At 44.0% G+C, this 1,465-nt stretch carries 2 protein-coding genes; both read right to left on the reverse strand.

The features are described from left to right. Window positions 1-760 (reverse strand): conjugative transposon protein TraN (traN, locus tag ACYPWY_RS16220; RefSeq protein ID WP_459686587.1); only part of this gene is annotated, 760 nt, incomplete at its 3' end. A gap of 82 nt (window positions 761-842) precedes the next feature. Next, on the reverse strand, window positions 843-1,465 hold a 623-nt coding region (gene traM / locus ACYPWY_RS16225; RefSeq protein WP_459686588.1), incomplete at its 5' end, for a conjugative transposon protein TraM.

Below are 1,465 nucleotides of genomic sequence, written 5' to 3' on the forward strand. Positions count from 1 at the left end.
GTATGCGGATATTGTAACGGTAAGCGCGGACGGGAAAAATAACCTGTTCCTGAATGGCGGTGCGCTTGGCGACCTTTTTATCCACGATTTTAATGCGGATAAAATCCATATCAAACGGCACTTGCGAGGCGTTTTTGGTTTGAATATGGAAATACAGAAAATCGTTGTAGGTGTAAATGCCTTTGAGCAATAACTGTATTCCAAACCGCTTTGAGCCAATGTGTTTGATTTCCTTTTTGTCGCTTTGGTAAATGGACTTCATAATAAGGTTTACCACTTTGGGCGACTCGTTTCCCAAATCATTGAGGTAAATATCCAATGAATTGTTCGGGCGGTTTACCGCCTCGCCATCGTGGATAAAATCTTTCATTTCAATGTTTAACTTTTCAGGCTCATCGGCATACTTCACATTGAAAGAATAAAAACTGCCCTCATCTGTGATTACGGAAAAGTTTGTTTCGCGCTCAAAGCCCTGAACGGCTGCTTTCACGCGGATAACATTTTCCGCACCGTCCGCTTTTCCTGCAATAATATTCGCGCTACCCAAATCGACATAGCGCACGGCAGCGGGAAAAATAATATGCACCGTCTTGTTAAAACTCACTTCGATACCGTAGGGCGGTATCATTCGGCTGTACTCAATTTTGCGGGTAAGACCGCTGTACAAATCACCTGTGGAAGGCTGACTTTGCGCCGTTTCCTGCGCATTTGCTGTAATTGCGCCTGCAACTAATGCAAGCATGATAAAAAACTGTTTCATCGTATATTATTTTTAATTATGAATTGTGTATTGTAAAAAAATCCTGTTAATCTTTTAATCAGGTAAATCATGGTTCAGACAATTAATTGTTTGCTAATTGCTGATTATTGATATTGCCTTCGGGAAGAAGGAAAACACGATAACCTGCTTTGAGATTGACTTTTATTTCGCGCATCTTCTTTGAGAAGAATTGCGAAACACCCTGAATAACACTGCGCCCCATATCTGCTGCGAATTGTTCGCCCGCATCGGAAGAAAGTGAAATGCTTGTACCGGCATTTGTCCCCATATTGGCGGCGATTTCTTTGGCTGCATTGACTTCTTTGGTATCGGGAATAAAAATACCGCGCTGCCCGTCCGTATCATAGACAGCCATTTCTACCGGAATAATGTTGCTGCCATACTCCATTGAAGTGATTGTTATTTGCAATCTTTCCCCCTGAATTTTGGAAAACCCCGACAAAATCGTGTTTTCACGGACAAACATTTTGCCCGCCCGCATCGGCTCAAGCAAACGCAAACGGACGCTTTCGCCGTCCATCACGGTCTGGTCGCTATGTATGCAGGCGGAAATCGTATTTTTCCGTTCCTTTGCGAGTTCAGCGGTCGCCGTATAAAATCCCATGTTGCGCGGTTGGGCGAAAGCCTGCATTACCTCTTTGCCCGACAGTTCCTGCGGCAAAGCGGAAACAGTTTGTTCCACCA

The sequence above is a fragment of the Viscerimonas tarda genome, assembly GCF_054601255.1.